A 25,581-nucleotide genomic window follows, 5' to 3' on the forward strand; every position below is an offset into this window, starting at 1 on the left:
CTGCGCCATCGCCCAGTTCGGCGAGCGCCCGTGCCTGCGCGGCCCGTGCGTCGGCGGAGCGGGGATTGCCCTTGATCGCGTTCATCAATTCGACCCGCGCGGTGCGAACATCGCCCTTGTTCAGCGCGGTGATGCCCCGTGCCAGAGCCGCGCTGCCATCGCGTTCATGCGCGCGCCATTGCCACAGCCCCACCATGGCGAGGAGCAGGCCGGCGATCCCGGCGATCAGGAACAGGCGTGACCGGCGCATCGGATCAGCCTTGAATCTGATATTGTTTGAGCAGATCGTAGAGCGTCGGCCGACTGATGCCCAATATCCTCGCCGCACCGGAGATATTACCGTCCGTTCGGGCAATCGCGCGGCGGATCGCGCGGCGATCGGCCATTTCACGCGCGGCCTTGAGGTTCACGACATCACCGCCGTCCGCGCGCTCCTCGTCAAGGTCGAGGTCAGCGGCGGTAATCAGCTTGCCATCCGCCATGATGATGGCGCGCTTCATGCGGTTTTCCAGTTCCCGCACATTACCGGGCCAGCCCCACGCGTCCAGCGCCGCAAGCGCGTCAGGCGCGAAACCCTTGACCTGCGGGTTCATGTCCGGCGCGAAGCGGTGGAGGAAATGCCGCGCGAGCAGCGCCGGATCCCCCGGCCGGTCCTTCAGCGCGGGGATGCGCACGACGATTTCGGCGAGTCGGTAATAGAGATCCTCGCGAAAGGTGCCCGCGGCGATCATCTCCTCAAGATTCTGGTGCGTGGCGCAGACGATGCGCACATCGACGGGGGCGGGCGGAGGTCCGTCACGCCAGTCGACCACCCGCTCCTCCAGAAAGCGCAACAATTTCACCTGGAGCGTGAGCGGAATATCGCCGACTTCGTCCAGGAACAAAGTGCCGCCATGCGCCTGCGCGATCTTGCCCGACAACGTTCCGGTCCCGATGGCCAAGGCGCCTTTCTCATGCCCGAACAGTTCCGATTCCAGCGAGGTTTCGGGAATGGCCGCGCAATTGACGGCGACGAACGCTCCTTTGCGGCGCGGGCTGGCATCATGAAGGCCCTGCGCCAGCAATTCCTTGCCAGTGCCGCTGGCGCCCAGCAGCAGGACGGATATGCCGGCGTTCGCAACCCGCTCGATCGTGCGGGCGACCCTGGCCATTTCGGATGCGCCGGTGATGAGCCGGCCCAGCACGCGCCCATCCTCCGGCGCGGTTTCGGCGAGGCGGGCATTTTCCCGTTCCAGCGCATGGACATGGAAGGCGCGGCGGACGATCAGGCCCAGTTCGTCGATATCGACCGGCTTCTGATAGAAATCATAGGCCCCGCCCGCAATGGCATCGAGCGCGCTTTCGCGCGCGCCATGGCCCGATGCAACGATGACCTTGGTGTCCGGCTTGATCCTGAGCATCTCCGCCAGCGCCGCGAAGCCTTCGCTGGTTCCATCGGGATCGGGCGGCAGACCCAGGTCCAGCGTCACCACATCCGGCGCCTGCGCACGCAGCATCTCGATCGCCTCATCCCGGTCGCCGGCGATGAAAAGCTGATAATCCTCATAGGCCCAGCGCAACTGACGCTGGAGGCCCGGATCATCCTCGACGATCAGCAATTTGGGGCGCATGTCGCTCATCAGGCGGCCTTCTCGTTCGTCGGGGTTGCCAGAGTCCGGGGCGCCAACGGCAGGCGCAGGGGGAAGCGGCATCAGGCGGCCTTCTCGTTCGTCGGGGTTGCCAGAGTCCGGGGCGCCAACGGCAGGCGCAGGGTGAAGCGGCTGCCGATGCCCGGCTTGCTCTCCACCTCGATCCGCCCGCCCATCGCCTGCGCCAGCGTCCGCGCCTCGAACGCGCCCAGGCCAAAGCCACCTGCCTTGCTGGAGGCGAAGGGCTTGAACAGGTCGCGGCGGATGAACTCGGCGTTCATGCCCCGTCCCCTGTCGATCACCTCCACGATCGCGTCCTGCCCGTCGGCGGACAGGCGCAGATCGACCGGACTGCCGGGCGGACTGGCGTCGATCGCATTCTGCACCAGATGGGTGAGTATCTGTTCAGTGCGGACCGGGTCGGCCAGGACGGGCGGCGCATCGCCTGTGACGATGACCGGATGCTGACGCGCCCGCATCCGCGCCACCTGGGCCAGCAGGTCGCCCATCGGCATCGGGCGCGGTTCTTCGGTCCGGCCCTTGTTATGCTGAGACAGGCGGGCGAGCAGATCGTTCATCTTGCCCACGGATTCCTTGAGCGTCAGGACCATGTCGGCGCGGAAATCGGGATTGTCGGCGTGCCGTTCGGCATTGCGGGCAAGCAAGGAGAGCTGGCTGACCAGATTCTTGACGTCGTGCATGATGAAGGCGAAACGGCGGTTGAACTCGTCGAATTGCCGGGCGTCGGCAAGCGCCTGCTGTCCCTGCGCCTCGCTGATATGGCTCGCCGCCTGCCGTCCGGCGGCGCGCAGCATGTCGAAATCCTCCCAGTCCAGCCGGCGGTCGCCCGGCGGCCGCGCCAACAAGATCGCGCCGATCAGTCGACCATAATGGATGAGCGGCACCAGCGCCCAGGCGCGCCGGTCCCGCGCCAGCCAGCCCGGAAGCTGCTGCGCCTGGTCCGGCTTGCCCAGATCGGCGATCCATCCCTGCTCCAGCCGCATAGCCAGGTCCACAGGGATCGTTACCGCGTCGGGCAGGTCTATGCTCCAGTTCCAATCGGTTTCCAACGACAGGGCGCCACTTTCATCGCGCAGCAGCAACATGGCCGAAGGCGAATCGGTGATGTCCGCCACCGCTTTCGCCACGCGCTGGCCGAGCGGCGCGGGGTCTTCGCCCGGACGACCGATGGTTTCGCCAAAGCGCATCCATTCGGTGCGATAGTCATAGCGGTGCTGGAAGAAATGCTTCGCTACCTGCACCTTCCAGAAGGCGCGCAGTTGCGGCGAGGGCAGCAGCACCAGCACGGTTACGGCCGTGAAGAAGACCGCGCCGATCTCCACCAACCGCGCATATGGTCCGGCGATCAGTTCGATCAGCACCGCCACCGCCGCCAGCAGGATCACGTAGAGCGCGATGGCGAAGACTGACAGCGACTGGAAGGTGAGGGTGCGGGAAAGCTGGAGACGCCCGGCCATGTCCTTGCGCACGCCCACGGCAACGACTGGCGCAAGCAGCGCCATCAGCAGGCCACGCAGCGCATACAACTCGTTCACTCGGCCGGGCGCGAAATAGCCGATCGCATAGAGGTTAAGGTCATAGGTCCACATCGCCGCCAACGCGCCGAGCAGCAATGCGACCCGCGCCCGATCACGGGACGGCCAGGCGGTATAGAGTTGATGTACGAGCAGCAGGCTGCCGATCGCGGTCATCATCCGCAGGATCAGAGAGCAGGTGATGAGCGCGGTCTGCACGTCGCTGGCGAGCGGCAACTGGCGCCAGACAAGGTCGGTGAAGCTTTGCAGCAGGATCAGACCGGCGACGGCGGCATAGACGGCCACCACAGCGCCAAATGTGCCGTTCCGCCCCACCGGGCCGCGCCGCAGCATGACAAACATCGTCAGCAGCCAGGCGGCATTACGGATGCTCTCGCCAATACCCGACAGCGGCTTCGACACGCCGCCGAAGGAGACATAGAGCGCCCAGCAGGATGTCAGCAGCAACGCGGCCGACAGGATGCGCAGTTCGACCGCCTCTTCCCGCCGGCGCAACAGGAAGATGCCAAGTGCCGCGAACAGCACCGCCGCCAGCGCATGGCCCCAATCGCCGACAAACTGGAGGAAGATGCCCACGCCCTATCCTCAGCGCGCGCCGTCGGGCCAAAGGACGACGCGCACCGTTTGGAGCAGGATCAGCAAATCAAGGAAGGGCGTGTAGTTTTTCGCGTAATAAAGGTCATATTCCAGCTTGTGCCGGGCATCCTCGATTGATGCGCCATAGGGGTAGTTGATCTGCGCCCAGCCGGTGATGCCGGGCTTCACCATATGGCGCTCGGCATAATAGCGTAGATGCTGTTCCAGATCCTCGACGAACTGGCGGCGTTCCGGCCGCGGGCCGACGAAGCTCATCTCGCCCTTGAGCACCGTCCAGGTCTGCGGCAATTCATCGATGCGCAGCTTGCGCAACCAATAGCCCAGCCGCGTGATACGCGGATCGTCCTTTTCCGCCCAGACTGCCTTTCCCGCGACTTCGGCATCCTGGCGCATGGTGCGCAGCTTCACGATCCAGAATTCCTGGCCATAGAGGCCCACGCGCTGCTGCCGGTAGAAAGCCGGCCCCTTGCTGTCGAGCTTCACCAATATGGCTGCGAGCAGGATGATCGGCCCGGTCAGGATCAGCAGGATCAGGCTGGCGGCGATGTCGAAAACCCGCTTGGCGATACTCGACAAACGCCGGCCGGCGGAAAAGCCGTCTGAAAAGATCAGCCAGCTCGGGTTGACGCTGGCGAGGTCGACCCGACCGGTTTCCCGCTCCAGAAAGCTGGAGAGGTCGTTGACATGGACACCCGTGGTCTTGATCCGCAGCAGGTCCGACATGGGAATGGCATTGCGTCGTTCCTCCAGCGCCAACACGACCTCACTGGCGTTCAGGCGGACCACGAAATCGGCCAGGTTGAAGACCGCGTCGCGATTAATCGCTTCCTCGATCACCTGCGATCCGTCGTTCATCGCGATATAGCCGACGACAAGGAAGCCCGAACCCTTGCGGCGTTCCAGTTCACGGATCCGGTGGGCGCGATTGCCGGCGCCCAACACGACCAGCCGACGCTTGAACGCTTCGCCGCCCAGCATCGAGCCCAGCAGCAGCCGGATGAGCAGCAGCAGCGCCAGGGCAAGGCCCATGGCGTAGAGCGAATTGGATCGCCAAAGCGTCATGCCCGGCATCAGGAAGTACAGGATGGAGAGAAAGATGACGCCCAGCGACACGGCCACCAACAGACGCGCCAAAGCAAAGCGAATCGACTGAAGCGCTTCGGGTCCGTAGACACCGACTGCGATCATCGCGGTCTGGATCGCCAGCGCGAAGCTGAGCAAAGGCCCCATGCGACTCGCGATCGGCTCCACGGCCATATCGATCTGATGCGCCCGCAGAACCCATCCCGCCTCGGCCGCGCCGAACAACAACAGGAAATCGAGCAGCCCCAGCAGCAGCACCGCGTGCGGCACATAATGTTTGAACAGCCTGATCATCGTCGCGCTTCATCCCGCTGTCGCCGCGGGCGACATGGCCGCGCCGACGCTTCCTTACACTCGCTGTAAGAAAATCCGACGCTGTGCGCAGAGTTGACCGAAAATAACAAAAAAACTCTGAATCAAGCGCAAGATAACGAGGCGAAGCGACTGACCGGCTTCATCAATTATGGTTGCGCAGGTCGTGAGCGGCGTCTCTGGCCGCATCGCCCACGCCAATGACCATCTGGTCCGCGGAGTCAGCGGCCCGCGTCACCTTGTCGGCCCGACTATCGCCTCGGCGGTCGTTGGTGAGGTAAAAAAAGCCGATAGCCAGAATGAGCGCCAACGCGACTAGAGCCAGTATCACCCCGCTGCCGGAGCGCGCCGGGTTGGGGTTTGAGGGGGGTAGTGCGTCGGGATCATCGCCCATGTCGTATCTCTCCTACCAAGACAACGGCATAGGCGAGAAACCGTTCCGGTCAGTCTGCTCCGCCTCGTCCCTCGCCACCGCGGCTCAAGCGATCTACATCTTCCATGATCTCGTCCAGCACCGCAGTTTCCGTCGTTTCCTGGCTGCGGCGCGAAGGAAGATCGCCACTTTCCAATATCTGTTCCAGCGCCGCGCGACCACGCGCAACGCGGCTCTTTATCGTGCCTACGGCAACACCGCAGATCTCGGCCGCCTCTTCATAGGCGAAACCGCCGGCACCCACCAGAATCAACGCCTCCCGCTGGGGCTGGGGCAGTTGCAACAGCGCACGCTGCATATCGCTGAGTTCGACATGCTTATCCTGCCCGGCCGGCGCGGCAAGGATGCGATCAGCCGTCAAATCATCCCAATCGCCGCGAAACCGGGACCGTCGCATCTGCGAGAGATAATGATTGCGCAAGATGATGAAGGTCCAGGCACGCATATTCGTCCCGGCCTGGAACCGCGCGCGTGCGGCCCAAGCCTTCAACAGCGTTTCCTGCACCAGATCGTCTGCGACATCACGGTTGCCCGATAGCGAGCGTCCAAAAGCGCGCAAATGGGGGATGACGGCGGCCAGTTCCTGCTTGAAATCCGAATCCGACAGCGCAGCGCGCTCCTCGGAGCCGGCAATATCCTCATTCATGGGAACAACCCCCGTGCTGGCTGCCGCTCCCGTCGTCTGAACCGACATCGTCAAAGCCATAAATCGCCCATATCCTAACCCGTTTGCTTCTCAAGACCAATCGCCATGTGCTGCCGTCACATCCAGAGCACCAGCAGCATCACTATCACGGCGAGTCCGAGCGAGATGCCGAGCACATAGCGCACGACATTTTCGGTCGAACCGGCCCGCGCTTTATCCGTCGCGACATGTGGTTCATCGACCATGATCTGTCTCCCGATCGTTACGCTTGATTAACGCGACGTTCGTGTGGGAGTTCCGTATCGATCGAAAAGGGGCGCCGTTCAGGCCGGTGCCGTTGCCTGGTCGAAGAACAACGCTTGGGAAATGGCCGCCTTCACCGTCGACCGCTGAAACGGCTTGGTGATGAGGAAGGTCGGCTCGGGCCGCTCGCCGGTCAGCAGCCGTTCGGGGAACGCAGTGATGAAGATCACCGGCACCGAAATTTCGGCGAGAATATCCTTCACCGCATCGATCCCGCTCGAATCGTCGGCAAGCTGGATGTCGGCCAGCACCAGTCCGGGCCGCTCGCTCATCGCTTCGCGCACGGCATCCTCGCGCGTCACGGCAATTGCCGTGACCTCATGCCCCAGGTCACGCACGATCGTCTCGATATCCATGGCGATGATCGGTTCATCCTCGATGATCAGCACCTTCGCACGAGTCTGCGCCTCGATCTCCGTAAGCGCTTCCTCCACCAGTGCCTCAACATCGGCGCTGTCCATGCCGATCAGATAGGCCACGTCCTCGACGGTAAAACCTTCGAGCGCCGTCAGCAGCAGCGCCTGGCGCGGCAGCGGCGTCAACCGCGCGAGCCGGGCCTGCGCAATCGCTTCGCGACCATCGTCCCCCATGAAAGGGCCATCTTCCATGTGCGCGGAGGACCAGATAGCGTGAAAAGTCTTGTAAAGCCCCAGCCGCGGATCGACGTCGGACGGAAATTCCTCCGGCGCGGCAACGATTGCTTCCAGCGTAGCTCGAACATAGGCGTCGCCATGCGCCTGGCTGCCGGTCAGCGCCCGCGCATAACGGCGCAGAAACGGAAGATGGGGGTGCAATTTCTGTCCAAGCGACATCGTCAAATCTTCTCCCTGCCCATAACAGGCTTCGTGTAACCCGGCCTCGTGAGGCAAATGAAAAGGGAGGATGGAATGTCAATGCCGCCATGGCAAGCCCCGCCCCCCTCTGTCATGACCGCCAAACCGGCAGCGCCAAAAAAAAAGCGCTTCGCTCACCGGAACCATCGACATGCCAAATTGTTTCGCAGCCATATGGTTTTTTTCGACGATTTCGTGAATTTGGCGCAGATGGAGCGGAACGACGAATTGACGTTCGGCGCATTTCCCGCAACTACGGGCAAACTGGCGTGACAGAGATTGCTTCAGAGGGGCAGATTTTGGTTTCTTCAACGACGGAACGACAGTCAGCCGGCTCCGGTGAGAATGGGAGCGGCAAGACCCCCGCTCCCCGCAAGGGCCGCGCAGCCGGGGCCAAGGAGGAGGGTCATGTCTCGCAAGCGTTGCGGACTGTCTATCAACGCGCGGTGGACGAAGCCGTCCCGGCGGAAATGCTGGATCTTCTGAGCAAATTGGACTGAGAATGTCATGATCGGGGGCAGCCATCCTCCGGCAGCCCGGTCGCTGACGGAACCGCTCTTCCGCTTTTTCGGGTCCACCGGCGTCAAGATGTTCCTCATCCTGACGCTGGCCCTGCTGCCACTCGGCATCATCGCGCTGGTCGCATCGCTCCAGGCGATCCAGACCGCTGACCTCGAAAAAGAAGCGCTGCTGCGAGTGGCCGTGACTCAGAGTGCGCGCAAATTGACGGCGGACCTGGAATCCGACCGCACGGCGTTGCAACTGACGGTCAATAACCTTGCGGCCTCTCCGTCCGACACAAGCATCTGCGACAGGTTCAGCCTGTTCCTGGCCTCGAACGACCGGGACGGCGGACGCTATTTCATCTATGACAGAGCCGGTCGCAAACTCTGCGCGTCGCCCGAGGGCGAGCCAGCCATCCTGCCCAGAGAAGCGCGCTTCGATGGTCCGGCGGCCCAGTTGCTGGACAACGCCCCCTATCTGCTGACGCGGATGCGTAGCCGGGACGGCCGGCTGGTCGGTCTGGTCTATTACTCGCGCGCGCATCTGGAAAGCGTGGCCGATCCCGCAACCGCACTTCAGAACGGACGCCTCAGCCTGCACGAAGGCAAACGGCGTCTGGCCATCACCCCGCCCCGCGCGATTCCCACCGGCGGGGCGATAACCAGCCTGTCGGCCCGATTGGAACCGCCCAACATCGTCCTGACCATGACAGTGCGCGATCCGCCCGAAACGCTGGCGCGCACCCTGTCCTTGTTCCTGCCGCTGGTAATGTGGTTCGCGGCGGCGGCGGTTGGATGGTTCGTCGTCAACCGGCTGCTCATTCGGCCGCTGGTGCTGCTGCGCCGCGCTGTCGCGGGCTACCATCCCGGCGAAGTGTTAGAACCGATGCGCCGGGTTCGGACCCCCGCGCGGGAGATCATCGCCCTGGGCGAGACTTTCCGCGAGATTAGCGAGGATGTCGCCAGCCATGAGGCCGAGATGGCGGAGAGTCTGGAAACGCAGCGCAAACTGACGCGGGAGGTCCATCACCGCGTCAAGAACAACCTCCAGATCATCGCCAGCCTCATCAACCTGCACGCGCGGTCGGCGCATGATCCCGAAGCGGTCGAGGCCTATGCCTCGATCCAGCGGCGCGTCGATGCCCTGTCGGTCGTGCATCGCAATCATTTCGCGGAACTGGAGGAAAATCGCGGCGTGGGCGTGCGCGCGCTCGTCAGCGAATTGTCCGCCAGCCTGCGCGGCACGGCGCCCGCCGATGCCCGCCGCTTCGGCATTCAAATCGACAGCGACGACCTGCACATCAGCCAGGATGTTGCCGTGCCGATCGCCTTCCTGGTCACTGAACTGGTGGAACTGGCCATGCGGCTCGATCCGCTGGGCAAGATGCGGATTTCAGTCCATCTGCAAAGCGACGACAATGCGCGCGCGCTGCTGGCGATCGATTCCCCCGGCCTGCGGCATTCGCCGGCCATGAGTTCATTTCTGGACGACCGCTATGGACGAGTACTGACCGGCCTGTCCCGTCAGTTGCGCGCGCCCCTGGACCATGATGGCGACGCAGGTCGGTTCGCCATCGCCATCAGCGTCCTTCCCTGACCATCAGGCGCGCCGATAATCCCGGCGAAAGTCGGCAGCGAAGGCGGCAAAGCGGCCTGCGGCGATGGCATCGCGGATCGCCTGCATCAACGCCTGATAGAAATGGATGTTGTGCTGCGTCATCAGCATGGCGCCCAGCATCTCGCCCGCCTTCACCAGATGATGAAGATAGGCGCGGCTCCATGTCGCACATACCGGACAATCGCAACGCGGGTCGAGCGGTTCCAGATCCTCCGCGAAGCGCGCGTTGCGGATATTGAGCGGTCCGGCCCAGGTGAAGGCCTGTCCATTGCGGCCCGACCGGGTCGGCAGCACACAATCGAACATGTCGATGCCGCGCTCGACCGCGCCGACGATGTCGTCGGGCTTGCCCACGCCCATCAAATAGCGCGGCTTGTCGAAGGGGAGCATGTCGGGCGCGAAGTCCAGAGTTGCGAACATCGCCTGCTGCCCTTCACCGACGGCAAGCCCGCCGACCGCATAGCCGTCAAAGCCGATCTCGATCAGCTTTTCCGCCGAGACGCGGCGCAGTGCTTCATCCAGCGAACCTTGCTGGATACCGAAGAGCGCAGCGCGCTCCGCATGGTCGCCGCCGGCATCGAACCCGTCGCGCGAACGCTTCGCCCAGCGCATGGAGCGCTCCATCGACTTCGCCGCCTCGTCATGGGTGCAGCCATTTTTGGTACATTCGTCGAACGCCATGACGATGTCGCTGTCCAGCAGCCGCTGAATCTCCATCGAACGTTCGGGCGTCAGCATATGCTTTGAACCGTCGATATGGCTGGAAAAGGCGACGCCCTCTTCATTCATCTTCGTCAGCGCCGAAAGGCTCATCACCTGATAGCCGCCACTGTCGGTCAGGATCGGCCGGTCCCAGCCCATGAAGCTGTGCAGCCCGCCCAGTCGCGCCATGCGCTCGGCGCCGGGGCGCAGCATCAGATGATAGGTGTTACCCAGGATGATGTCGGCGCCGGTCGCGCGCACCTCGGCGGGGCGCATCGCTTTGACGGTGGCCGCCGTGCCTACCGGCATGAAGGCTGGCGTTCGAATTTCGCCACGACGCATGTGGATCGCGCCGGTGCGGGCCTTGCCGTCAGTTGCAGCGATAGCGAAGGAAAAGCGGGGCATTGTCATGGTCGGCGCTCTAGGAGCGAACGCACCCGCGCACAAGGATGCGCGGATCAGCCGGCCTTGCGCACGCCCTCGAACAGCAGCATCGCATCGATATTGAATCCCTCCACCCGACGATAGGGACCAATGAAGCGCAAACAGTCCGCCGACAGCCGCAGCGGCCAAGGTCCGCCGGCCGAATCCTGGAGGTTCAGGGTGACAGGTGTGGATGAGATCTGCCTTTGATTCATGCGTTCGGGGATAATTCGGAAGGGTTAACAAAGGGCTGATCAAATTATTTCCCGATCGCGCAACAACCAGCCTTGTGGCTTTTCCGCCACAACACGCTCGATTCATGGCATTTGGTGGCGTCCTTCGCGCAACAGTTTCACGTAAAAAAGGTTAACGGGCTGTCAATCACCCCCCGGTTGCAGGCATCTTGCGGGCACGCCTGATCTGTTCATTCAATATAGGAATTCGGGGTCGCAGATGATTGATTCAGGACCGTTTAATCCGACGAGAGACGAGCTGGAACACGCCTCTGAAAGCCCCTTCTCCGGCGAAGGTTCGCCAGAGCAGAGCGCCGCTACGGAAACGTCGCTCACATCCGCATTTCGCCAGTCAACCCTGTTTGACCTGGGTCAGATCGACGTGCGCTGGGAAGAGGAATTGGGGACGCTATGGGCGTTCATGACGCCGCTGGAGCGGCCTAACTCCAACCTCGGACTGATTCGCGACACGATGACATGGCAGCAGGAAAGCCGCCGCGTGTTTGGCGACGGGAACATGCTTAAGTTCATGGTGCTCGGCTCACGCTTTCCCGGCGTCTTCAACCTGGGCGGCGATCTGGAGATGTTCGCCGAATGTATCCAGCGGCGCGACCGTGAAACATTGCTCAAATATGGCGTGGCCTGCTGCGAGATTGTTGACCGAATTTGGCACTGCAACGACATGAACATCATCAATATCGGCCTGGCCCAGGGCGACGCGCTGGGCGGCGGGCTGGAGGCGCTGATGTGCTTCGATGTCATCATCGCCGAACGACAGGCGCGCTTTGGCCTGCCTGAAGTGTTGTTCGGTCTGTTTCCCGGCATGGGCGCCTATTCGATCCTGCAACGCCGTGTCGGGCCGGTGCTGGCGCGGCAGATGCTGTCCGAGGGCCGCATCTACACGGCGGAAGAAATGTTCGAGATGGGCCTTGTCACCCAGGTCGTGGAAACCGGAGAGGGTGAGGCGGCGACGGCGCAATGGATTCGGGAGCACATGCCCCATCATGCCGGCTATGTCGGGATCAACCGCGCCGGGCGGCGGGTCAATCCGATGACCCTGACCGAACTGATCGACATTGTCGAAATGTGGACGGAAACCGCGCTGTCTCTGTCCGACCGCGACCTGCGCATGATGCGACGACTGGCTGCCGCCCAGACGCGATTGCGCTGAACCTCAGCGTTTTCAGGCCCGACGGCGCCGCGTCTGGATGATCGGGTCTGGACGCTCCGTCCCTTCCAGCGGCCCGGCGGCGATCATTTCGGCGATGCGCTCGCTGGGCACCGGCCGGCTGAACAAATAGCCCTGGACATTGGTGAAGCCGGCTTCGCGGGCATGGCTGAGTTGGTCCGCCGTCTCGATCCCTTCGGCGACGGTGTCCATCGACAGGTCGCGCGCCAGATTGCCGATGGCCCGTACGATCGCACGATCCTCCGCATTGGCGCTGACACCGGCCATGAAACTCTGGTCCACCTTGAGCGTGTCGAACCGGTAGGAGCGGAGATAGGAGAGCGACGAATAGCCGGTGCCGAAATCGTCCAGCGCCAGCCTCAGGCCGATACGCTGCAATTCGCGCAATATGGCGTTGGTCTGGCCGCTATCGTCCAGAAAGATCGATTCGGTCACCTCCAGTTCCAGGCGCCGCGCCGAAATGCCTGTTTCCAACAGCGCCGCGATGACGTTGCCGGGCAATTCGGGCGATTTGAGCGAAGCGGGCGAAATATTGATCGCGATGCGGATCTCGCCGGGCCAGGATGCCGCGGCCTGACAGGCCTGGCGCAGCACCCATCCCGTCATCGCCTCGATCATGCCGATATTTTCGGCGATGGGGATGAATTCCGACGGTGGGATGGGACCAAGAACCGGGTGGTCCCAGCGCAGCAGCGCCTCGCACGCATCGATCTCGCCGGTCGCCAGGTCGACGATCGGCTGAAACAGCAGCTTGAGTTCACCGGCGTCGAGCGCTCGCCGAAGGCCCGTCTCGATTTCGTGCAGGCGGTTGAACCGTTCCTTGAGCGACCAGTTGAAACTGGCGGAACGATTGCGCCCCTCTCCCTTCGCTTCATACAGCGCCAGGTCGGCGTGCTGCATGAGTTCGTCCATGTCGCGCCCGTCCTGGGGCGCGACCGCGTAGCCGATCGATGCCGTCACCTGGAGATGATTTTCGCCCAGGTCGAAACCATGGGCGAAATAGGAAACCAGTTCCTGAGCCAGACCGGCAGCAGTGACACGATCGGTATCGGGACATATGATGACAAATTCGTCGCCACCGAAACGCGCGATCCTGCCCCGCTCCTGCACCACGTCGCTCAGCCGTTCGGCCACCGCGCGCAGCAACTGGTCGCCGACCATATGGCCGAGAGAGTCGTTGATCTCCTTGAACCGGTCCAGATCCATCCACAGGATCGCGACCGCGTCATTGCGCTTTTGATTGTTCAGAAAGATGTCGCGCAGCCGCATCTGCATCGCCATCCGGTTTTCAAGGCCGGTGAGGCTGTCGAACCGAGCCAGACGCTCGAACTTTTCGGCCAACAGGGATTTGTCGCGCTTGCCGATCAGCGCCTGAACGACAATGCGGTGGGTAGTGGAGCTGATTTCGGCGAGGCCGAGGACCATCATCACCATCGCAACCGACAAAACGCGATAACCGGTCGATCCTTCCATCCACAGACCGGTGGCCGTCGGCAGCAACGTCAGGCACACCTGACCGATGGCAATCTGCACGCGACCGGCGTTGCGCCCTGAAATACCGCCGGCATAGCCGGTCGCCATCGACACGGTCAGCATATGGATCACGCTGTTGGCCGATCCGATCAGCGAGACGAAGGCCATCAGGCCGAGCAGCCCGGCATAGACCCAGGCGCCCAATTCATAGGCCAGTTCCCAGCCGCGTGACGCCACCGCCGCGCCGCGCACCAACTGGCGGTGAAAAAAGACCGCCGATATGACGCGCATGGTGGCCACCAGACAAAGCAGCGCCACGACGCTGTGGATCGCCGCTCCATCGGACAGGCTGCCCACGACGAGGCCAACAGCCACACCGGTCACCGCCCCGATGGTCAGGGATGCCGGCGAGGCATAAAGAGACTCGATCAGGCTGCTACGAACTTCCGCATCCTGCGATGGCCCGCGCGCGCGCTTTTCCAGCAATGTCTTCAAAACGCGCAAAGGGCGGGTCTCCGGTTCTCCTCTGCTTTTCCCATTTTCCCTTTATTTTTTGGTTAACCGAAACATCCGCTCGACAGAAGGTGATCAAGCGCGGCTGGCACGCCCCTCACCCGATCATCATCAGGCTGGCATTGCCGCCGGCGGCCGTCGTGTTGATGGAGGTCGATACCTCCTCCAGCAACCAATCGAGACAATAGCCATGGCCATGATCGTCTGCATGAACCGACATGATTGCTCCCGGCAGATCCGCGACGCATTGCGCCGTCGCCGCGATCTTCGCCGCATCCCCTTCCACCAGGGCGGCCGCGAAGGGACCACTCGCATCCACAGGAAAACGGGCTGCAACCTCGGCGGGCAGGCCGGGCGGCAGGGTCATGCCCTGGACGACGCCGCGATTGCCGGTGGCGAGGACCGCCGCCATCTGGCGGAACAGCCCCTGCCGCGTCGCTGGCCGCAACAGGATCAGGCCGCGCGGATGAAGGGCATAAAGGTTGCGCTCGCCCACCGGGCCGGGCAGCGTCAGTTCCACCCCCAGCGCCGAAGCGTCCCCGGTGCGGCGGGCCTGGGCCGCAGCCTCTCCATCCCCCTGCCGATCGAGCCAGTCGGCAAAACTATGCAGCGGCGAACGCAAATGGCTGACTCGGGCGGCGAAAACCGGGGGCGTCGTGACCAAACGGCCGATATACAGCGGGCCGCCGGCCTTGGGACCAGTGCCAGACAGCCCGCAGCCGCCAAAGGGTTGCACGCCGACGATCGCGCCGATGACGTTACGGTTCACATAGATATTGCCGACCTTGATGCGGCTGGTGACGCGGGCGACGGTTTCGTCAAGCCGGGTGTGCAGGCCGAAGGTCAGGCCATAGCCGGTGGCGTTGATCTGATCGACCAGCGCGTCGAGCCGGTCGCGGCGGAAGCGCAGGACGTGCAGCACGGGACCGAAAATCTCGCGACTGAGATCAGCGATGGAATCGATCTCGATGATCGTCGGCGGGACGAAGGTGCCGTGCGCGGTCTCGGACGGCAGCGGGCTCTGATCGACCTTGCGGCCCAGCGCCTTCATCGCGTCGATATGCTGGACAATGCCGTCCCGCGCCTCGGCCGTGATGACCGGGCCGATGTCGACCTTAAGCGCGTCCGTGCGGCCGATCCGCAGCTCCGCCAACGCGCCCTTGAGCATCGCCAGCGTCCGGTCCGCGACATCTTCCTGAAGACAGAGGATGCGCAGCGCCGAACAGCGCTGGCCCGCGCTGTCAAAGGCGGAGGCAATGACGTCGGCGACAACCTGCTCGGCCAGCGCCGAACTATCGACGATCATCGCATTTTGACCGCCGGTTTCAGCGATCAGGGGGATGGGCCTGCCGGACGGGGACAAGCGCGTGGCCAGTTGGCGCTGGATCAGTCGGGCGACCTCGGTCGAGCCGGTGAACATCACCGCCGCCGTTTCGGGCGCGGCCACCAGCGCCGCGCCGACGCGGCCGTCGCCGGGCATGAGTTGTAGCGCATCGGCGGGGACGCCCGCTTCGTGCAGCAGGCGCACCGCTTCAGCGGCGACAAGGGGCGTTTCCTCCGCCGGCTTGGCGAGCACGGGATTGCCCGCAACCAGCGCGGCTGCGACCTGGCCCGTGAAGATGGCCAATGGAAAGTTCCAGGGGCTGATGCAGGTGACGGGGCCGAGCGCCTGCTGCTGCGGGCCAAAGGTGCTGCGCGCCTGCTGGGCATAATAGCGCAGAAAGTCGATCGCCTCGCGCACTTCGGCGATGGCGTTGGGTAGCGACTTGCCTGCTTCGCGGACGATCAGGCCCAGCAGGACCGGCATCCGCGCCTGCATCGCGTCGGCGGCGCGCTCCAGCGTCGCGGCGCGATCGGCGACCGGGCTGTTGGGCCAGCGCGATTCAGCAGCGCGAATGGCGGCGGCGCGGGCTTCTTCGGGCCTGGTCTGCGTCACGCGACCCACCACATCGCGGTGATCCGCCGGATTGAACACGCTATGCGCTGCCCCCGTTCCCCCCTCGGGGGCCGCAGTCCAGGCCAGCGTGACGCTATGACGGAGCGCTTCGCCCAAGCCGGCAAGCGTCGCCTCATCGCTGAGATCAAAACCATCCGAATTGCGGCGGTCGGGATAAATGTCGGCAGGCAGCGCGATCTGGTCGTGGCGATGGCCCGGATGGGCCATGGCGCGGACCATATCGACCGGATCAGCGATCATTTCTTCGATCGAGACCTCAGGGTCGGCGATACGGTTGACGAAACTGCTGTTCGCGCCATTTTCCAGCAGGCGGCGGACGAGATAGGCGAGCAGGGTCTCATGCGTGCCGACGGGTGCGTAGATGCGGCAGGGACGGCCCAGCTTCGTTGCGCCAACCACCTGTTGGTAAAGCGGCTCGCCCATGCCGTGCAGGCATTGAAACTCATATTGGCCGATCTGGAAGTCGGGACCGGCAAGATGATAGACCGCGCTGAGCGTCTGGGCATTATGGGTCGCAAATTGCGGAAACACCGCGTCGGGCGCGGCAAGCAGTTTTTGCGCGCAGGCGATATAGGCGACATCGGTGTGGACCTTGCGAGTATAGACCGGAAAGTCGGCGAGGCCATCGACCTGCGCCCGCTTGATCTCCGCATCCCAATAGGCCCCCTTCACCAGCCGCACCATGATCCGGCGGTCGGCGCGGCGCGCCAGATCGACGATCCAGTCGATGACGAATGGGCAGCGCTTGCCATAGCCCTGCACCACAAAGCCAAGCCCATTCCATCCGGCCAGATCGGGGTCTGTCGCCAGACTTTCGAGCAGGTCGAGCGACAATTCGAGCCGGTCGGCCTCCTCCGCATCGATGTTGAAGCCGATGTCATAGCTTTTTGACAGCAAGGCAAGTTTCTTCACGGCGGGGAGCAGTTCTCCCATGACGCGATCCGCCTGTGCCCGGACATAGCGCGGATGCAGCGCCGACAGCTTGATCGAGATGCCGGGGCCGGCATAGATGCCGCGACCGGCCGACGCCTTGCCGATGGCGTGGATCGCCTGTTCATAATCGACAAAATAGCGCGCGGCGTCGGCGGCGGTCGTCGCCGCTTCGCCCAACATGTCATAGCTGTAGGAAAAGCCCTTCGCTTCCATCTCTCTCGCGCGTTTCAGGGCTTCCTTGATCGTCTCACCCGTGACGAATTGTTCACCCATCATACGCATGGCAAGGTCCACGCCGCGGCGGATCACGGGCTCGCCGGCGCGCGCGACGAGGCGGGCGAGCGCAGCGCCCAGACCGCGATCATCGACGCTGCCGACCAGCTTGCCGGTGACGACCAGCCCCCAGGTCGCGGCGTTGACGAACAGCGACTTGTCGCCGCCCAGATGCGCACCCCAGTCGCCGTCGGCGATCTTGTCGCGGATGAGCGCATCGCGGGTGGCGGCGTCGGGAATGCGCAGCAGCGCTTCAGCGAGGCACATCAGCGCCACGCCCTCCTGGCTGGAAAGCGCATATTCCTGCACCAGTCCCTCGACACCGGTGCCCTTGTGATTGGCGCGCAGCGCGGTGACGAGCGTGCGAGCCGTCGCTGCGATGGCGGCGCGCAGCTCGTCGGGCAGACTCGCCGCCTCGATCAAGGGTGCCAGCGCCTCTGCCTCATCGCGGCGATAGGCGGCGGTGATGGCCTGGCGCAGCGGCGATTGCGGGCGGATGGGGGGCGCGAAGATCGCGAAAGGGGTCTGGTCGGTCATAGCGCCAGAATAATCCAGGCCGAACTTTCATTCCGCCTTTTGTATCGCCTCAACTCAGACCAAATGACTTATTAAGGGCCTTATGCTAGTCGGATCGGATGGACAGCAAGCCCCAAACAGTCGAAATGGATGAGTTCGATCGACGCATCATCGCCGCTTTGGTCGATGACGGGCGGATCACGGTCACCGATCTGGCTGCCTTGGTCGGCCTGTCCAAGACGCCCTGTCAGGTGCGGCTGAAGCGCTTGCAAGCGGCGGGCGTCATTCGCGGCTTTCGCGCGATCGTCGATCCGGCCAAGCTGGGCATGGATCATATCGCCTTTACCGAGGTGAAGCTGAGCGACACGCGCGAGGCGGCGCTGCGCGAGTTCAACACGGCGGTGCGGCGCATTTCAGAGGTCGAGGAATGCCATATGCTGGCGAGCAATTTCGACTATCTGCTCAAGGTGCGGACTGCCGACATCCGGCGCTACCGCATGATATTGGGCGAGAAGATCAGCGCCCTGCCCCATGTCGCCAGCACATCGACCTTCGTGGCTATGGAGACGGTGATGGAGGCGGGGCACCGGCGCATCAATCGAAAAGGCTGAGCGGGATCGCCTCCCCCATCGCCTTGTAACCCGTTGGCGAGGGGTGCAGCGCATCGCCGCCGTCATAAACGGGCAAGAGCCGGTCGGGATGCGCAGGATCGCGCATGACCGTGTCGAAATCGATCACGGCGTCGAAATTCCCCGGCGTTCTGATCCAGGCATTCACCGCCTGCCGGTCCGCTTCGTTCTGCGCATCGGCGTGATAATAATCATTGCCGACGAAGGGCATGATGGTCGCGCCGATCACCTTGATCCCCTTCGCATGGGCGCGGACGATGATCTGGCGATAGGCGCCGATGATGCGCGCGACATGCGTGTGATGCGCCTCAAGGCTCACCGGCGCCTCGCGTGTAAGGGTGCCAAGATCATTGACGCCTTCCAGCAGGATCAGATGGGTCACGCCCGGCTGCGCCAACACATCACGGTCGAGCCGCGCCAGCGCATTGGGGCCAAGACCGTCGTCGAGCAGGCGATTGCCGCCAATGCCCTGATTGACGACGGCGATGGCGCGACGCTTCGGATCGGCCTGGAGCCGCTGGGCCAGCCGATCCGTCCAGCGGTCATTGCCGTTGGTGGTCGATCCCTTGCCGTCCGTGATCGAATCGCCGAGCGCGACGACCAGCTTTGCGGGCGTGCAGCGTTCGACTTCCAGCGCGGCAAGGTTGAACCAATGGTCAAAACTCTCGGCGCCCGTCATCGCCGGGTCCGCCAGATGATCGCCCGGCAGATGCCAGGAGGTAGCGCGCGAACCGGGGTGCGAGGTCTGTTCCGGTTCCCCGTCATAACGGATGGAAATGGCGATATGTTCGAGCGCCTGCACGGCGAAGGGCAGTGGATCGGACAGATAGTCGGCGCCGGCGGGAATGACCACTTCGGCCTGGCCATCAAAGCGCAGCGCGGTGACCGTCGCCGGGGTGATCGCCGGCGAGGTCGAGCCATCCGCGCGGGCGATGCTGGCGCCCACGATGCGCAGCGGCCTAGTCCCCGCGAAGTTGGAGAGGCGCACGCGCAGCTGCTGGCCCGCTATCGACGGCCGCACGACCTGGCGCAGCGTTTGGTTCCTGAGCGTGCCGGCCGGCAGCGCGGCATCGCCGGTGGGGCGGAATTGCGACGAAGCCCAGCCGGCCACCCAGGTCGGCGCACAGCCTCTCGCCTCGGCCGGCATGGCGATCAGGGCGGCCAGCGGGAGCAGAAAAGAGGTCAGGCGCAGCATCAAGGCATCCCTATCATGTCGCCCGCAAAATGCCGGGCCGGACTGTCCGCATCGTCAAGAAAATAGGGCCGGCATTGCGGCCGGCCCTGTCAGTTGTCCTTGGGGGAGGATCAGAAATTCGCCCGGAAGCCGGCCAGGACCGACGTGCCCGGATAATAGACCGAATAGGGCGCATTATCATATTCGAACAAGGTGCGGATCGGTTCATTGGTGATGTTCAGCACATCGACCGTCAGGCGCACCGCCTTGTTGAAGAAGGGCAGTTCATATCCCGCCGACAGGTCAAGCTGGCCGCGAGCCGCTGAACGCAGCGACGCATCGCTGATACCATTTTGCGGCTTGTTTACCGCGATGGCCTTGTCGTTCCATACATAGTTCAGGCTGACCGACAGGCCATGATTTTCGTAGAAGCCCTGGAGGTTATACGAATATTTGGACACACCGGTCGCCACAAGTCCCGAAGATGAGGATTGGTCGAGATAGGTGCCGTTGGCCGAGAAGCCGAGGCCCGTAACCAGGAAGTCGAGCGGCTGGACCCAGGTAAGCTCCAACCCCTTGATCTTGAGGTCGGCCAGGTTGATCGGGCGGTTAACGCTGATCAGCAGATCGTTGATCGCCACGCCCGTTGCGGCCGACCGGTCATTGAGCGCACCTTGCTGCGTCGACTGCAAACTGCTGAACGGAATATTCAGCGACCCGAATGTGACGTCGTTCGAAGTCGTGACGGTGAAGCCCTGAATATTCTTCATGAAGGCCGACACGCCGACATAGCCAATGCCACCGGTATAGAATTCGCCGCCCAGATCATAATTGTCCGAGGTATAGGGCGTCAAATCCGGGTTACCCGCACTCGCCACCTGCGCCGTCGGATCGGAAAAGGTGATGCCCGGCAGAATTTGGCCAGCATCGGGCCGAGTCATTGTTCGCGATGCCGAAGCGCGCAGCCTGATATTGCTGGCGACATCATAGGTCAGGTTGATCGACGGCAGGAAATTCTCGTAAGTCGACCGCGAGGTGATGTCGATGATATCCGCACCGATCTGGCTGGGTCCGACAACTTCCTGTTTGGTGCGGGCATAGCGCATACCGGCGTTGATGTGCAGGTCGCGCCCGGCGATCGTCGTCACGCCGTTCAATTCGAAATAGGCGCCCATCACCTTTTCATCCATGTCGCCCGTCGCGCCGCCGGTGACCGCACCGCGTGCCTCCGGTGCGCCGTCGCGATAGCTTTCATAATCGGTCGCGTCCTTGATCGCGCCGAAATCGGGGCGGATATATTGGGTGAAGCCGATATTTCCGCTCGCCAGGTGCCCGAAATTGCTTGTCGATCCCGGCATCAGATAGCCCGGAATGGCGCTGGTCGGGATACTACCGGTGTCGCCGGTGCAACCAGTTCCGCACACCGACAACTGATAGGCCGCGCTATTGTCATAGGCCCGGATGGAACGAGTCGCTCTATCGTAGGCCGCGCCAACCTTCACATTGAAGAAATCGTCACCATAGGTCACATCCAGATGCGCGCCCTTGGTTTCAGTTTTGCGCCTGACGAGCGCGACATTCTGGCGATACCATTCCCAAAGACCGTTATTGGGGTCATTCAGGTCGATATTGGTGGTGATCGACGGATAGTCGCCCTGCCCCGTATTGTCATAATAAACATCGACGCCGGACTGCGGCGCGGTCTGGAAAACCCAGCTCGGCTGCTCGCGGAAGAAGCGACTCTTGGACCAGTTGGCGCTCAGGTCGACCTTCAGATTGTCAGCCGCCTGCCAGCTGACACTTGGATTGATGTTCCAGAATTTGGTGGTCTGCTTGAACTGGCTTGCTTCCATGAAAAAGGAGGAATTGGCGAAAGTGCCGCTGGTCACGACATTATTCTCATCGACGGTCAGGTCGATCGGGATCATGCCGCCGGTGGACTGGGCAGTAGTCCCAGGACCGGAATTCCGGACCTGCCAGTTCATGATCAGGCGATCATAATTGCGGATCGACTTGGCCCAGATGCCGTCAAGAGCAAAGTGCAGTTCATCGCTGGGCCGCCATTCGAGCGAGGCCAGCGCCGAAATGCGCGAACGATCGCCCTGCGTCAGCGCCTGACGACCAAGACGCGGGATGAGCGCGGTGCTGAGTTGATCCCGAGTCAGGCCCGATGTGGCAACCACATCAACCGGGTCACCTGCGACCAGTCCGTGACCTGCGTTGTTGGGAACGGCCGAGGCGTAGAAGAAATTATTGCCGCCCGGATCGCCCGTCCCCAGATTACCATCGCTATAGCCCAGCGTCTCGAACCCATCGACCCGCGTCTTGGTCTTCACGCCCGCAACGCCGAGCAGGATACCGAACGTATCGGTCGTGTGGCTGGCGACGATCGCCCCGCGCGGGCTGACCTTGCCGTTGCTGTCGGTATATTGGCCCTGCGCCACGACGGTGACATGCGTACCCGGCTTGTCGAAGGGGCGCGCATTGTGCAGGTTCACGGTGCCGGCGATGCCGCCTTCCAGCGTCGAGGGCGACGGGCTTTTGGCCAAATCCAGGCGGGTGAACAGTTCGGACGGGAAGAAGTCGAGATCAACCTCGCGATTGGCGCTGCCGCCGTTGGTGCCGCCGTCCGACGCGACCTGAAGCTGCGATCCGTTCAGCAGGACGCGGGTGAAGCTCGGCCCCAGACCGCGGATCGCGACCTGCGTGCCTTCGCCGTTAATGTCGCGGTTGAGGCGGACGCCCGGCATCCGGTTGAGCGTTTCGGCAAGATTTGTTGCGGGCAGCTTGCCAATGTCCTCGGCAAAGATCGAGTCGCCGAATGCGACCGCGCTTTTCTTTGCATTGGTCGCGCTTTGCAGCGAACCGCGAATGCCGGTCACGACGATGTCGGCGACGTCGTCCTGCGGTGCGACGGCCGCCGGCTGGGCCGCGCCATCCTGGGCAAAAGCACTCTGAGACAAGGCCAGCGAGCCGATTGCGGAAGCCGCGAAAAGAGCTGAGCGAAAATGACGATGATGTGAAGACATGACTGATACCCTCTCCTGAGCGCCGCTCCCGTATCTCCGGTGAGCAAACTGGTAGCGCTATCACATTGCCTTCAATAAACGCCGCATCCTGATTGTCAAGACGCGGCGTTGTTGAATATGGTAACGTTAAAAGTTGACTACGCTGTCAGCGATCTAAGCTCGTCAGTGCGTTTCGCGCGCCCTGGCTTTCCAGCAGGCTCAACCAGCGCGTCAACGCTTCAGCGAACAAGGGGTTGCGCCCCAGCGCAGGTGGCACGATCGCTTCAAAGGCGAGAATCGCGGTGACGCGGGCGCGGGCATCCCCCGCATCCGCCAACGCCGCGGCGATCGGTGCGGCCAATGGATCGTCTACCGCATGGGCCTGCCCCAGATCATCCTTGCCTGCCTGCCAACGTATCCATGCCGCCACGGCAAGCGACAGGGCGTCGATCCCCTGCCCCGCCTCCAGCCGCGCCGCGATCGTCGCGAGCAGGCGCTGGGGCAGCTTTTGCGAACCATCCATCGCGATCTGGCGCGTACGATGGCGCAGGGTGGGATTGTCGAACCGCGCTATCAGCGCGCTACGATAGGCAATGATGTCCAACTCGGGCGGCGGCGACAAGGTGGCCTCCGCCTCATCCCACAGCGCCTCGACGAACCGCCGCGCCTCCGGCAGGGCGAGCACCTCATGGACATGCTCGATGCCCGCCAGCCCCCCCAGATAGGCGATGCCGCTATGCGCGCCATTGAGCAGACGCAGCTTCGCTTCTTCCCAGGGCGCGACGGCGGCGGTCAGCTGGACGCCCGCGCCGAAATCGGGGCGCGGACCGCAGAATTTATCCTCGATCACCCATTGGAGGAACGGCTCGGTCTTCACCATCGCCTGATCCTCAACCCCCAGCCGCTCTGCGAGCGCGGCGACATCTTCCGCCGTCGTGGCGGGCACGATGCGATCGACCATGGTTTCGGGAAACGCCCCCTCCGCCGCGATCCAGTCCGCCAGCGCCGGATCATGACGGCGGGCCAGTTCCAGCACGGCATGGCGCAGGCGCGTGCCATTATGCGGCAGATTGTCACACGAGATCGCCGTGAAGGGGGGCAACCCCGCGCGCCAACGAAGCGCCAGCGCGGCGACCAGATAACCCGGAGCGGTCTGCGGCGACGCGAGCGAACCGAGATCGGCCGCAAGTTGGGGGTCGTCCTCCATCAACGCGCCGGTCGCAGGATCAAGCTTATAGCCCTTTTCCGTCACCGTCAGCGTCACGATATGCGTCTCGGGCGCCGCCAGTGCAGCGAGCAGCGCCTGCGGCGCATCGGGCGCGACCACCACCTGGCGCACTGCCCCGATGATGCGCGCCTGCTCGACCGACCCGTCACGCACCAACATGGTGTAGAGCCCGTCCTGCGGCGCCATCTGCTCGCGCACGGCGGGTGAGCGCAACGACGCGGCGACGATGCCCCAGCGCAGATCGCCCGCGTTGAGCACATCATCGAAGACCAGCGCCTGATGCGCGCGGTGAAAGGCGCCGATGCCCAGATGGACGACTCCGCAGCGCGTCGCTGTCCGATCATAGTCGGGGCGCAGCACCTCCGCCGGCACATCGGCCAACGTGGCAGAAGAAAGCCGGTTCACAGCTTATAGGCCTGCTTGGCAAGGTCGTAGGCCAAGGCGCGCGCCACTTCGAACGCCTCATCCTCTTCCAGCCGATGTTCGGCGACGAGCTGGGCCAGCCAGCCGCAATCCATGCGGCGGGCCATGTCGTGCCGCGCCGGGATCGACAGGAAGGCGCGGGTGTCGTCGTTGAAGCCGACCATATTGTAGAAGCCGGCGGTCTCGGTAGTGCGTTCCCGAAAACGGCGCATCCCTTCGGGACTGTCGTTGAACCACCAGGGCGGTCCCAGCCGCAGCGCGGGATAATGGCCCGCAAGGGGCGCCAGTTCGCGCGAATAGACATCCTCGTCCAGGGTGAAGAGGATCAGGGTCAGGCGCGGGTCGTTGCCATAGAGGTCGAGCAACGGCTTGAGCGCCTGCACAAATTCGCCGGCGGTCGGAATGTCGCCGCCCTTGTCCTTGCCGAAACGGTCCAGCACGGCGATGTTGTGGCTGCGATGGACGCCAGGGTGCAACTGCATCACCATGCCGTCCGCGATCGACATGCGCGCCATTTCGGTCAGCATATGGCCGCGGAACAGCTCAGCCTCCGCGCGGGTGGCCGGGCCGGTCGTAATCTTGGCATAAAGCGCCTCAATCTCCCCGCGCGGCAAATTGGCGGTGAAAGCGGACGGGTGGCCATGATCGGTGGACGTCGCCCCTGCCTCGCGGAAATCGGCGCGGCGCTTCTCATGCGCGCGCAGATAGCCGGCGAAGCTGCCCGCATCCTCGCCCGTCATGGCGCAGAAGCGCTGCACATTGTCGATGAAGCGCGGATCGTCGGGGTCCAGCACCGGATCGGGGCGATAGGCCGTGACGACCTTGCCACTCCAGCCCGACGCGCGAATGGCGCGGTGATGATCGAGCGGGTCGAGCGGCCCTTCGGTGGTCGCGATCACCTCGATATTGTAGCGCTCGAACAGGGCGCGCGGGCGGAAGGCGTCGGTCTTCAGCGCGGCGTCGATGATGTCGTAATAATGGTCAGCCGTGTCCGGCTCCAGCCGCACATCGATACCGAACGCCTCGGCAAAGACCCAGTCCAGCCACATGCGCGACGGCGTGCCGCGAAAAAGATGGTAATGCGCGGCGAAATGCCGCCAGATGGCGCGCGGATCGCTTTCGGTGGCGCTACCATCGACGGTCGGCACGCCGAGTTCGTCCAGCTGAACGCCCTGGCTGTAGAGCATCCGAAACACATAATGGTCCGGCACGATCAGCAGTTCTGCGGGATTGGCGAACGGCGCGTCATTGGCGAACCAACGCGGGTCGGTATGGCCGTGCGGGCTGATGATCGGCAGATGCTTGACCGTGGCGTAGAGCGCACGGGCGATGTCCCGCGTCCTGGGGTCGGACGGGAACAGGCGGTCGGGATGGAGGCGAAGGGGTTTGGTCAAG

General features: G+C 63.4%; 19 protein-coding genes and 1 pseudogene. 4 read left to right on the forward strand and 16 right to left on the reverse strand.

What is annotated here, in order from left to right; genetic code table 11:
• From C100_RS32370 to C100_RS32405, 8 genes and pseudogenes are all read right to left on the reverse strand, one after another.
• A pseudogene (locus C100_RS32370) lies at nucleotides 1-250 on the reverse strand (hypothetical protein); the annotation flags it as partial.
• A 4-nt stretch (nucleotides 251-254) separates the two neighbouring features.
• Nucleotides 255-1,619 carry a PEP-CTERM-box response regulator transcription factor gene (gene prsR, locus C100_RS32375; protein ID WP_024019172.1) on the reverse strand — a complete coding sequence of 455 codons (1,365 nt, stop codon included), beginning with the start codon at nucleotides 1,617-1,619 and terminating at the stop codon, nucleotides 255-257.
• A gap of 71 nt (nucleotides 1,620-1,690) precedes the next feature.
• A complete protein-coding gene (gene prsK / locus C100_RS32380) occupies nucleotides 1,691-3,760 on the reverse strand; it encodes an XrtA/PEP-CTERM system histidine kinase PrsK (RefSeq protein ID WP_024019173.1) in 2,070 nt (689 codons plus the stop codon).
• Nucleotides 3,761-3,769: 9 nt separating this feature from the next.
• Complete coding sequence (locus tag C100_RS32385; protein ID WP_024019174.1) at nucleotides 3,770-5,158, reverse strand: TIGR03013 family XrtA/PEP-CTERM system glycosyltransferase; 1,389 nt, start codon at nucleotides 5,156-5,158, stop codon at nucleotides 3,770-3,772.
• A 163-nt stretch (nucleotides 5,159-5,321) separates the two neighbouring features.
• Nucleotides 5,322-5,570, reverse strand: a complete 249-nt coding sequence (locus C100_RS32390; protein WP_024019175.1) for a hypothetical protein — start codon at nucleotides 5,568-5,570, stop codon at nucleotides 5,322-5,324.
• Nucleotides 5,571-5,619: 49 nt separating this feature from the next.
• On the reverse strand, nucleotides 5,620-6,255 hold the full coding sequence (locus C100_RS32395) for a sigma-70 family RNA polymerase sigma factor (protein WP_031309027.1): 636 nt from the start codon (nucleotides 6,253-6,255) through the stop codon (nucleotides 5,620-5,622).
• Between the two features lie 116 nt (nucleotides 6,256-6,371).
• A complete protein-coding gene (locus C100_RS49310; protein ID WP_024019177.1) occupies nucleotides 6,372-6,500 on the reverse strand; it encodes a hypothetical protein in 129 nt (42 codons plus the stop codon).
• A 78-nt stretch (nucleotides 6,501-6,578) separates the two neighbouring features.
• Nucleotides 6,579-7,370 (reverse strand): response regulator, encoded by a 792-nt coding sequence (locus C100_RS32405; protein WP_024019178.1) that lies wholly within the window; start codon nucleotides 7,368-7,370, stop codon nucleotides 6,579-6,581.
• An 89-nt stretch (nucleotides 7,371-7,459) separates the two neighbouring features.
• On the opposite strand from C100_RS32405, the gene C100_RS48575 reads away from it, so the two are divergent.
• Entirely contained in the window at nucleotides 7,460-7,891 is a 432-nt protein-coding gene (locus tag C100_RS48575; protein WP_161633904.1) for a NepR family anti-sigma factor, read from the forward strand.
• Nucleotides 7,892-7,898: 7 nt separating this feature from the next.
• Nucleotides 7,899-9,491 carry a sensor histidine kinase gene (locus C100_RS32420; RefSeq protein ID WP_024019181.1) on the forward strand — a complete coding sequence of 531 codons (1,593 nt, stop codon included), beginning with the start codon at nucleotides 7,899-7,901 and terminating at the stop codon, nucleotides 9,489-9,491.
• A 3-nt stretch (nucleotides 9,492-9,494) separates the two neighbouring features.
• Here the strand turns inward: C100_RS32420 and tgt are convergent, their stop codons facing one another.
• Complete coding sequence (gene tgt / locus C100_RS32425; RefSeq protein WP_024019182.1) at nucleotides 9,495-10,625, reverse strand: tRNA guanosine(34) transglycosylase Tgt; 1,131 nt, start codon at nucleotides 10,623-10,625, stop codon at nucleotides 9,495-9,497.
• A 47-nt stretch (nucleotides 10,626-10,672) separates the two neighbouring features.
• The gene (locus C100_RS32430; RefSeq protein ID WP_024019183.1) at nucleotides 10,673-10,852 is read right to left on the reverse strand and encodes a hypothetical protein; all 180 of its coding nucleotides are present in this window, start codon (nucleotides 10,850-10,852) and stop codon (nucleotides 10,673-10,675) included.
• A 238-nt stretch (nucleotides 10,853-11,090) separates the two neighbouring features.
• Between C100_RS32430 and C100_RS32435 the strand changes: the two genes are divergently transcribed.
• Nucleotides 11,091-12,041, forward strand: coding sequence for a crotonase/enoyl-CoA hydratase family protein (locus tag C100_RS32435; RefSeq protein ID WP_024019184.1), 951 nt, complete (start codon nucleotides 11,091-11,093; stop codon nucleotides 12,039-12,041).
• Between the two features lie 12 nt (nucleotides 12,042-12,053).
• On the opposite strand, the gene C100_RS32440 is transcribed toward C100_RS32435, so the two are convergent.
• On the reverse strand, nucleotides 12,054-14,036 hold the full coding sequence (locus tag C100_RS32440) for a putative bifunctional diguanylate cyclase/phosphodiesterase (protein WP_024019185.1): 1,983 nt from the start codon (nucleotides 14,034-14,036) through the stop codon (nucleotides 12,054-12,056).
• A 106-nt stretch (nucleotides 14,037-14,142) separates the two neighbouring features.
• On the reverse strand, nucleotides 14,143-17,745 hold the full coding sequence (gene putA / locus C100_RS32445) for a trifunctional transcriptional regulator/proline dehydrogenase/L-glutamate gamma-semialdehyde dehydrogenase (protein ID WP_024019186.1): 3,603 nt from the start codon (nucleotides 17,743-17,745) through the stop codon (nucleotides 14,143-14,145).
• Nucleotides 17,746-17,843: 98 nt separating this feature from the next.
• Between putA and C100_RS32450 the strand changes: the two genes are divergently transcribed.
• Nucleotides 17,844-18,335 carry an Lrp/AsnC family transcriptional regulator gene (locus tag C100_RS32450; protein WP_024019187.1) on the forward strand — a complete coding sequence of 164 codons (492 nt, stop codon included), beginning with the start codon at nucleotides 17,844-17,846 and terminating at the stop codon, nucleotides 18,333-18,335.
• Here C100_RS32450 and C100_RS32455 read toward each other — a convergent pair.
• The 4 genes from C100_RS32455 to uxaC all read right to left on the reverse strand — a co-directional run bounded on the left by C100_RS32455 (nucleotide 18,319) and on the right by uxaC (nucleotide 25,580).
• The gene (locus C100_RS32455) at nucleotides 18,319-19,548 is read right to left on the reverse strand and encodes an SGNH/GDSL hydrolase family protein (protein WP_024019188.1); all 1,230 of its coding nucleotides are present in this window, start codon (nucleotides 19,546-19,548) and stop codon (nucleotides 18,319-18,321) included. The two genes, C100_RS32450 and C100_RS32455, sit on opposite strands and share 17 nt — an antisense overlap.
• Before the next feature lie 110 nt (nucleotides 19,549-19,658).
• Nucleotides 19,659-22,556: a TonB-dependent receptor gene (locus C100_RS32460; RefSeq protein ID WP_024019189.1), complete on the reverse strand. Its 2,898-nt coding sequence runs from the start codon at nucleotides 22,554-22,556 to the stop codon at nucleotides 19,659-19,661.
• 145 nt (nucleotides 22,557-22,701) lie between these two features.
• Nucleotides 22,702-24,168 (reverse strand): mannitol dehydrogenase family protein, encoded by a 1,467-nt coding sequence (locus tag C100_RS32465; RefSeq protein WP_031309029.1) that lies wholly within the window; start codon nucleotides 24,166-24,168, stop codon nucleotides 22,702-22,704.
• Entirely contained in the window at nucleotides 24,165-25,580 is a 1,416-nt protein-coding gene (gene uxaC, locus C100_RS32470; protein ID WP_024019191.1) for a glucuronate isomerase, read from the reverse strand. The genes C100_RS32465 and uxaC overlap by 4 nt, the downstream gene beginning before the upstream one ends.
• Nucleotide 25,581: the final 1 nt, after the last annotated feature.

This window comes from Sphingobium sp. C100, from assembly GCF_000508185.1.
Lineage (GTDB): Bacteria > Pseudomonadota > Alphaproteobacteria > Sphingomonadales > Sphingomonadaceae > Sphingobium.

Coding starts and splice junctions, on each gene's coding strand:
- prsR (WP_024019172.1), bottom strand. CDS start 1,619: ATGAGCGACATGCGCCCCAAATTGCTGATCGTCGAGGATGATCCGGGC.
- C100_RS32385 (WP_024019174.1), bottom strand. CDS start 5,158: ATGATCAGGCTGTTCAAACATTATGTGCCGCACGCGGTGCTGCTGCTG.
- C100_RS32390 (WP_024019175.1), bottom strand. CDS start 5,570: ATGGGCGATGATCCCGACGCACTACCCCCCTCAAACCCCAACCCGGCG.
- C100_RS32395 (WP_031309027.1), bottom strand. CDS start 6,255: ATGAATGAGGATATTGCCGGCTCCGAGGAGCGCGCTGCGCTGTCGGAT.
- C100_RS49310 (WP_024019177.1), bottom strand. CDS start 6,500: ATGGTCGATGAACCACATGTCGCGACGGATAAAGCGCGGGCCGGTTCG.
- C100_RS32405 (WP_024019178.1), bottom strand. CDS start 7,370: ATGTCGCTTGGACAGAAATTGCACCCCCATCTTCCGTTTCTGCGCCGT.
- C100_RS48575 (WP_161633904.1), top strand. CDS start 7,460: ATGGCAAGCCCCGCCCCCCTCTGTCATGACCGCCAAACCGGCAGCGCC.
- C100_RS32420 (WP_024019181.1), top strand. CDS start 7,899: ATGATCGGGGGCAGCCATCCTCCGGCAGCCCGGTCGCTGACGGAACCG.
- tgt (WP_024019182.1), bottom strand. CDS start 10,625: ATGACAATGCCCCGCTTTTCCTTCGCTATCGCTGCAACTGACGGCAAG.
- C100_RS32430 (WP_024019183.1), bottom strand. CDS start 10,852: ATGAATCAAAGGCAGATCTCATCCACACCTGTCACCCTGAACCTCCAG.
- C100_RS32435 (WP_024019184.1), top strand. CDS start 11,091: ATGATTGATTCAGGACCGTTTAATCCGACGAGAGACGAGCTGGAACAC.
- putA (WP_024019186.1), bottom strand. CDS start 17,745: ATGACCGACCAGACCCCTTTCGCGATCTTCGCGCCCCCCATCCGCCCG.
- C100_RS32450 (WP_024019187.1), top strand. CDS start 17,844: ATGGACAGCAAGCCCCAAACAGTCGAAATGGATGAGTTCGATCGACGC.
- C100_RS32455 (WP_024019188.1), bottom strand. CDS start 19,548: ATGCTGCGCCTGACCTCTTTTCTGCTCCCGCTGGCCGCCCTGATCGCC.
- C100_RS32460 (WP_024019189.1), bottom strand. CDS start 22,556: ATGTCTTCACATCATCGTCATTTTCGCTCAGCTCTTTTCGCGGCTTCC.